7 protein-coding genes are annotated in these 7,940 nt (G+C 49.5%); 5 read left to right on the plus strand and 2 right to left on the minus strand.

The genetic code is table 11. The features are described from left to right. The first annotated feature begins 75 nt into the window (after nucleotides 1–75). From AC5JLP_RS01155 to AC5JLP_RS01165, 3 genes are read left to right on the plus strand one after another with little or no spacing between them, the layout of a single operon-like run. Nucleotides 76–2,409, plus strand: coding sequence for an ATP-binding protein (locus tag AC5JLP_RS01155; protein ID WP_496066058.1), 2,334 nt, complete (start codon nucleotides 76–78; stop codon nucleotides 2,407–2,409). Further along, nucleotides 2,406–2,879: a response regulator gene (locus AC5JLP_RS01160; RefSeq protein WP_496066059.1), complete on the plus strand. Its 474-nt coding sequence runs from the start codon at nucleotides 2,406–2,408 to the stop codon at nucleotides 2,877–2,879. The genes AC5JLP_RS01155 and AC5JLP_RS01160 overlap by 4 nt, the downstream gene beginning before the upstream one ends. 2 nt (nucleotides 2,880–2,881) lie before the next feature. Further along, nucleotides 2,882–4,912 carry a hybrid sensor histidine kinase/response regulator gene (locus AC5JLP_RS01165; protein WP_496066060.1) on the plus strand — a complete coding sequence of 677 codons (2,031 nt, stop codon included), beginning with the start codon at nucleotides 2,882–2,884 and terminating at the stop codon, nucleotides 4,910–4,912. Nucleotides 4,913–5,176: 264 nt separating this feature from the next. Here the strand turns inward: AC5JLP_RS01165 and AC5JLP_RS01170 are convergent, their stop codons facing one another. Both AC5JLP_RS01170 and AC5JLP_RS01175 read right to left on the minus strand, forming a co-directional pair. Then, entirely contained in the window at nucleotides 5,177–5,818 is a 642-nt protein-coding gene (locus tag AC5JLP_RS01170; protein WP_496066064.1) for a PDDEXK nuclease domain-containing protein, read from the minus strand. Next, on the minus strand, nucleotides 5,722–6,240 hold the full coding sequence (locus AC5JLP_RS01175) for a DUF1016 N-terminal domain-containing protein (RefSeq protein ID WP_496066061.1): 519 nt from the start codon (nucleotides 6,238–6,240) through the stop codon (nucleotides 5,722–5,724). The genes AC5JLP_RS01170 and AC5JLP_RS01175 overlap by 97 nt, the downstream gene beginning before the upstream one ends. A gap of 248 nt (nucleotides 6,241–6,488) precedes the next feature. Between AC5JLP_RS01175 and AC5JLP_RS01180 the strand changes: the two genes are divergently transcribed. Further along, complete coding sequence (locus AC5JLP_RS01180) at nucleotides 6,489–6,689, plus strand: hypothetical protein (RefSeq protein ID WP_496066062.1); 201 nt, start codon at nucleotides 6,489–6,491, stop codon at nucleotides 6,687–6,689. Beyond that, nucleotides 6,673–7,587, plus strand: coding sequence for a ParB/RepB/Spo0J family partition protein (locus AC5JLP_RS01185; protein ID WP_496066063.1), 915 nt, complete (start codon nucleotides 6,673–6,675; stop codon nucleotides 7,585–7,587). Before AC5JLP_RS01180 ends, AC5JLP_RS01185 begins: the two co-directional genes overlap by 17 nt. Nucleotides 7,588–7,940: the final 353 nt, after the last annotated feature.

Raw genomic sequence — 7,940 nt, forward strand, 5'->3', positions numbered from 1 at the left:
GCTTGATGGGACTTGAATTTCTTCTCCTCCACCGTAGTAACAAAAGAGGGATTAAGCATATGAGCCTGGAAAGATATGGATGCAGCCACTGAGCTAACCGACATTGATTTGACTAACTATGATCGCGAACCCATCCATGCTCTGGGACTGATTCAGCCACACGGGGTGCTATTGGTCTTGAAAGAACCAACCCTCGAAATCATTCAGGTGAGCCATAACACCCAAGAGATAACTGGTCGTTCACCAGAACAGTTGTTGAATAAATCCCTCGCAGTCTTGCTCGATAATCCGCAAGTTCAGCAGATTCGGCAGTGCCTGACGAAGGATTTTGAGAGTATCAATCCCCTTAACCTATCTATTCAGCGCCCGGAACGCCTGCTCGCTTTTGATGGCATTGTGCATCGTTCGGATGGCGTGGTGCTATTGGAACTGGAGCCAAAACCAGCAACCGGAAACCTGGACTTCTTTGATTTTTATCATCAAGTCAAAGGCACCATTACTCAAATTCAAAAAGCCAGCACGTTGCTAGACATGTGCCAGGTGGTTGTGAAAGAGATTCGCCGCCTCACTGGCTTTGAGCGGGTCATGGTCTATCAGTTGAATTCAGAAGGAGCCGGTCGCGTCATCGCTGAAGATACTGACCATGAAATACCCTACCTTGATTTGCACTACCCACCCTTCGACATTCCCGAACAAGCTCGATACCTGTACACACTCAATTGGTTGCGGCTGATTCCAGACGCTCAGTACCAACCTGTGGGATTGATTCCAGCCAACAATCCATTGACGAATCAACCGTTGGATTTAAGCTTTTCAACGTTGCGAAGTGTATCTCCATGTCATCTGGAATATCTGCACAACATGGGAGTCACGGCTTCCATGTCGATTTCTCTCTTGCAGGATCAGCAGCTTTGGGGCTTGATTGCCTGTCATCACTCGTCACCCAACTATACGCCTTACCACATCCGCACGCTGTGTGAATTCATTGGGCAGGTGATGTCTGCGGAGCTGTCTAATAAGGAAACTCGCGAAGACAGTGACTACAAACAACGGTTGAAATCATTACAGACTCAGTTCGTCGAAACTCTGTCCAAAGCGGATCACGTTCTGAATGGCATGGTACAACTGGATACTCAATTGCTTCACCTGGTAAGTGCGACCGGAGCCGCGATTTGCAGTGGCGACCAATGTATTCAAATTGGGGTCACGCCTTCAGAGGCAGAGATTTATGCCCTGTTGGATTGGTTAAAACCACATTTGCGTCAAGGACTCTTTGCAACTCGATCGCTCTCCCAAGCGTATCCGACGGCTGAATCCTTTCGGGCGATCGCCAGTGGTGTGTTAGCCCTGGAAATTTCTCGTGCTCAGCGCAACTACGTGCTCTGGTTTCGCCCAGAGATCATTCAAACCGTGAAGTGGGGCGGCAACCCCAACAAGTCCGTTGAGGTGCTGGACGATGGTCAAGTCCGTATGTCTCCGCGTAAATCTTTTGCCCTGTGGCAGGAAACGGTGCGAGGACGCTCTCACCCGTGGAAGCCGTGTGAAATGGAAGCGGTGGCTGAACTGCGAAACCTGATTGTGGGGATTGTGCTGCGGCAAGCAGAGGAACTAGCATCAATGAATTTTGAATTGCAGCGCAGTAACGAAGAACTCGATTCGTTTGCCTATGTGGCCTCCCATGACCTGAAAGAACCGCTGCGGGGCATTCACAACTACGCCAACTTTCTGATGGAAGACTACGTAGAGGTCTTAGATGATAGCGGCATTGCCAAACTGCAAACCCTGGTGCGGCTAACGCAGCGGATGGAAGACCTGATTAACTCTCTGCTGCATTTCTCCCGGTTGGGGCGTGCCGACCTGCTGCGGCAACCTATCGATCTGCATGAGCTAGTGCAGCAGGTCATCGCCACGCTCTCGATCGCCCGGCCCCAGAGCCACATTGAATTTCGCATTCCCCACCCTCTGCCCAGTGTGAACTGTGATCGTGCTCAGATCACTGAACTCTTTACTAACCTGATCAGCAACGCGATTAAATACAACGACAAAACTGAGAAATGGGTGGAGATTGGCTACATCGAAGCGGGAGACACGGAGACACGAGGACGAGACACGGAGACGAAACGCAGCTTGCCTTCCTCTTCTCCCCCGCTCCCCCGCTCCCCCGCTCCCCTTCTTCCTGTCTTTTACGTCCGTGACAATGGCATTGGCATTGAATCGACGCATTTTGACAGAATTTTTCAAATCTTTCGCCGTTTGCATGGACGGGATGAGTTTGGTGGTGGCACCGGAGTCGGGTTAACGATCGTCCGCAAAATCTCAGAACGGCACGGGGGGAAAGTCTGGGTGGACTCATCTCCAGGCCAAGGCACCACGTTTTATTTCACTCTAGTACCAGAGGTAACTGCATGACGCTCAGCTCCACTTCCATTGCCCAGCCAACGCCGCCCCTATTAGTAGTGGAAGACAGCAACGAAGATTTTGAGGCGCTACAGCGGTTCTTGCAGCGATCGCCCCTAACCGTTCCAGTACAGCGATGCATCAATGGCGATCAGGCACTGGCTTTTCTTTGCCGAACGGGTCATTACAGCAGTCGTGAAAGTGCGCTCCGTCCTGGATTGATTGTGCTTGACCTCAACCTGCCAGGCACCGATGGGCGGGAAGTCTTGCGTCGTATTAAGCAAAATGAGAACTTAAGAACCATTCCGGTTGTCGTTTTTACAACCTCTAACAATCCTAAAGACATTGAAGATTGCTACCAGTACGGAGCAAACAGCTATATTGTCAAACCCATTGACTTTGCTCAACTCAAGCGAGGCGTTCAGACCCTTTTAGACTACTGGTTTGAAGTGACCACCTTGCCCGATCAGTCAGAAGATTAATCATGGTTCAATCCACCCGCACCATTTTAGTTGTGGATGACTCCCCAGAGGACCGGGAACTGTATCGTCGGTACCTGCTGCACGATCGCAAGTATTCGTATCAAATTCTGGAAGCATCCCTAGGACGACAGGGGCTGGAACTGTGGCAACAGCACCAACCGGATGCCGTATTGCTGGACTATCGCTTGCCCGATCTCGATGGACTGGAGTTTCTGTCTCACTTACAATCCTTGCTGCAACAGACTCACCTACCTGCCATTGTGATAACGGGACAAGGAAGTGAGGCCGTTGCTGTACAAGCGATGAAAGCAGGCGCACAGGACTATTTAGTCAAGGAGCAGTTAAGTTCTGAAAGCCTCCGAGTTGCCCTGAACTCTACGATCACCAACGTTGAACTGCGGCATCGCCTGCATCGGAGCGAGGAGGCACTCCAGCAGAGTGAAGAACGCTTCCGACGCATCTTAGAGAGTAGTTCTGATTGCATCACGCTTTTAGATCTCGATGGACAAATCCTGTATGTCAATCCAGGTGGACTCTACCTGTTAGAAAGCGAGGATACTTCCCTCTACCTCAACGCCAATTGGTTTTGTTTCTGGCAGGAAGACGATCGCACCGCCGCAAAAACCGCAATTGCAACGGCTAAGGCAGGTGAAACTAGTCGCTTTCGGGGCTTTTACCCTACAGCTAAAGGAACGCCAAAATGGTGGGATGTAGTAGTAACCCCCATTCTAAATCCGGGCGGGCAGGTAATCCAACTCCTGGCAACCTCACGCGATGTCACTGAGCAGAAGCAAGCAGAACAGGAACGCGATCGTCTGTTACAGCTAGAGCAAACGGCACGACTGGCAGCCGAACGAGCGAACCGCATTAAAGATGAATTTCTGTCTGTTCTGTCTCACGAGTTGCGATCGCCCCTCAACCCCATTTTGGGATGGGCAAAACTCATGCAAACTCGCAAATTTGATGCGGCTAAAACGGCTGAAGCCTTGTCCACCATTGAACGCAATGCCAAATTGCAGTGCCAACTCATTGATGATCTACTGGATGTAGCCAAAATTCTCCAGGGCAAGCTCAGCATGGAAGTGGTACCAGTCGATCTCGCGTTTGTGATCGAAGCGGCGATCGATACCGTGAAGGCAGCCGCCGTTGCCAAAAACATTCTCCTGCATCCGGTGCTGCCTCACATTGGTCAAGTGTCTGGAGATGCGACTCGACTCCAACAAATTGTTTGGAACCTCTTGTCGAATGCGATCAAATTTACCCCAACTGGTGGACGAGTTGAGATTCGCTTATCAGCGGAAGGGAGTGGGGAATCGGGAATCAGGAATCGGGAAGAAAACGCCCACTCCCGACGCCCCACTCCCGACGCCCCAACTTATGCTCAAATCACCGTCAGCGATACTGGCAAAGGCATCAATCCCGACTTCCTGCCTTACATTTTTGAGTCATTTCGGCAAGAAGATGCTTCCACTACTCGCAAGTATGGTGGATTAGGGTTGGGGTTAGCGATCGTCCGTCAGTTGGTAGAAGCACAAGGGGGTACAATTCGGGCAGATAGCCAGGGGGAGGGACAGGGGGCCGTGTTTACCCTACGATTGCCTTTGCTTCATGCTGAACTAGAGCAGAGACAGCCTGAGGACTCATCCAATCAAGAACCCGACCTAACTGGGGTTCGAGTTCTGACGGTGGATGATGAACCGGATACTCGTGAACTAGTAACGGTATTACTCACTCAATACGGAGCAGAGGTTTTGACGGTTGATTCTGCCGCTGAAGTGCTAGCCAGTCTAGCCGCGTTTCAACCAGATATATTAATCAGTGATATTGGTATGCCCGAAGTCGATGGGTATTCTCTCATTCGACAGATTCGCGCTTTACCTGCTGAAGAAGGTGGACAGGTCGCCGCGATAGCGCTATCAGCTTATGCCAGAGAAGAAGATCGGCAGCAAGCCATCATGAGTGGCTATCAATCGCATATGACTAAACCCTTTGAACCAGAACAATTCGTTCGTGCCATAACAGCACTTGTGTAGCACAATTAGCACGATGAATTACTTACACAGGGTGATTGAAGCGAACGTGTCACTTTATGACAGCTTCGCTTCAATCATCCCTAACAGGGCAAATGGAGGAGTTCGTCTGCCTACAATTGGCATAACTTTGGAGTGAAGGGAGTTAAGCTGAATAGGGGCATCTAACGGCACAAGACATGGTTATTCCGCCTATGCGAAGCACACTAGAACAGCGCCGACAGTGACGCGGACATGTTGGTCGAGCTGTTGGAAACTGACTGTATTCTACTTGTCTGTTGCGTCCGACTTTTGCTCTGCCTGCTCTGCCAATTCAGCGATCGCAGCATTCATTTCTGTCTCTAACTGCTGCACCGTTGGTAAGTTCTCTTTGAGTGACTTTGGTAATCGGTGAGTCGTCACAGCTATTGGAGTATTCAGGTTGCGTAGAGCGTACTCTGCTTTTGTCTTGCTCTTGGATTTGCAGAGGATTAACCCGATTGTTGGATTGTCAGTTGAGTGACGTAGCAGATCGTCTACTGCTGAGACATAGAAGTTCATTTTGCCGGAGTACTCAGGTTGAAACTCGCCCATTTTCAGGTCAATGACAATGAAACAGCGCAGCTTGAGGTGGTAGAAGAGCAAGTCCAGATAGTAAGCTTCCTCATCGACTTCAAGGTAATACTGGCTACCAACAAAAGAAAACCCAACCCCTAATTCCATTAAAAAGTCACGAATATGCGTCACTAGCGACTGCTCAAGTTCTCGTTCTTGGGCGTTTTCTTGTAATGGCAGAAACTCAAAACTGTAAGGATCCTTGACTAACTGGTTAGCTAGGTCGGATTGTGCTTGGGGTAAAGTACGGTCAAAGTTGGTAATGGCACCTCCTTGCCGTTGGAACAGATTGCTTTCGATTTGGTAGACAAGAATATCCCGGCTCCAGCCATTCTCCACTGTTTTTCGGCATACCAAAGTCGCTGTTCCTGAGTTTTAAGCTTATCAATCAGAGCCAGATTATGCCGCCAAGGTAATTTACCAACGCTGCGCTGGACAATTGCTTCGTCTGGGTACGCTTCAGCAAAAGCTTTCATATACCCCAAATTTGAGCGAGAGAAGCCTTTTATATTAGGAAACTCTTTTCTCAAATCTTTGGCTAACCGTTCAATGACCTTCGTCCCCCAACCTTCCTGCTGCTGTTGTTCCAGGATAGAGCGCCCAATTTGCCAGTAGAGAAGAAGCAGTTCTTGGTTAACGGCAAGCGCAGCCCTAACTTGAGCGGTTCTAATGCGCTCTTTTAGATGGCGCAGCCAATCGTCATAATCCTGAGGCGCGGAAAGCGGGCGATCGCTCACAAGTGATGTGCTCTAAAAGGTAGTTGTTCCGCTTCTGATCGTGACATAATCTCGATACATCTAGCTCAAAAGCCAGCAAAGTCGGTGTTGTTAAGTGTCGATTTAGCGCTGGTGCCCATCCAGCCTTCTAATGTGGACTTGCTTGCAGCCAAAGACATTGTTCGCTTGGTTCATCAAGCGCAGAAGATTCGCCAGGATCGCCGAAAGCAGCCATGTTTCTAAGCCGTGCGTCGCGTGGAACGGTGTTAATGAGAGAAGCTCAGGAGGCATTAAGCAAAACGCAAGGGTTTGTGTTGCTGGACTCTGTGATTTGTCAGCGGCAAGCGATCGCTGATGCTCCTGGTCAGGCAGCAACTGTGTTCACCATGCCAGGGGGACCTGCCAGTTCGGTTGCAAAAGATTATGACCGTCTGTTTGAAGAGGCGATACGGTATGGCAAGGCGAAATAGTTTGAAGGATGAATGGAAATTTGAACCTGAATTGGTCTCTGGAAACCAGAGCATTGCGATTGAGGCAATTACCTTACCGACTAGCCAACCGCGTCGCTACTTCGACCCGCAAAAGCTGCTGCAATTGACGGAGTCTGTGCGTCAGCATGGCATTTTAGAACCGCTGCTGGTACGCCCTACAGGGAAAGCTGGACTGTTTGAACTCGTTGCTGGGGAGCGAAGGTTTAGAGCCGCTAAAGAAGTTGGGCTAACGGCTGTTCCGGTAACAATTCGGGAACTGAGCGATGAAGACTCTCTTCAACTTGCTCTAGTTGAAAACTTGCAGCGGGAAGATTTGAACCCAGTAGAGGAGACCGAAGGTGTCTTACAGCTACTGGGACTGAGGCTCAACATCCCCCCAATCGATGTGCCCCCACTTCTTTACCGGATGCGAAATGAGGCGATCGGCAACACGAATCAAAACGTTTTGATTAACTCGGCAGCTCAAGCTGTAGAGAAGGTGTTTGCCGAACTAGGAACCATCTCTTGGGAGTCTTTTGCTACAACACGGCTCCCTCTACTCCGCCTACCACCTGAGATTTTAGAGGCTCTCCGGAGTGGAAAAATTGCTTATACAAAAGCACAGGCAATTGCTCGGATCAAAGATGACCAGCAAAGACATCAGCTTTTGGTAGAGGCAGTTTCGCAAGACCTTTCTCTAGCTCAAATCAAAACAGAAATTGCGAATCTCAAAGCGGCTAAAAGAAATGCTGAAGTAGGAGACTCATCGTTAAAGGGTCAAATTGACGACGTCTTGCGATCGGTTAAGCGATCACAAGTGTGGACTAATCCTAAAAAGCAACGCCGTCTGGAGAAGTTATTGGCAGAACTGAAAACCTTAGTAGCTGATCAGGAATGAGCCTCATTAACTCTGATATGCAGGACGTTTTACTTCTTGTCTCAAATTGGGTTAACTGCACTTCAGCAGGAGTCTGACGCCACTTTGGTCTATCTAATTTTGCCAGCAACATAGCCATTTAAGTTTCAGTAACTGTACTATGGCTCGCCCAGTCCAAATTGAATCCACTCCAATAGAGCGTGTCATGAGTAGCAACTGATTGATAGAGCGAGAAACGTCTTAGCGGCAGACGAACGAGGCATCACTTGGAGTAGCTTACAGCTAGTTCCAGCAGCTACAGATGTGTTTGGCTTGCATAACCCCTCTTTTGTTACTACGGTGGAGGAGAAGAAATTCAAGTCCCATCAAGCTGC

The organism is Stenomitos rutilans (genome assembly GCF_059505485.1).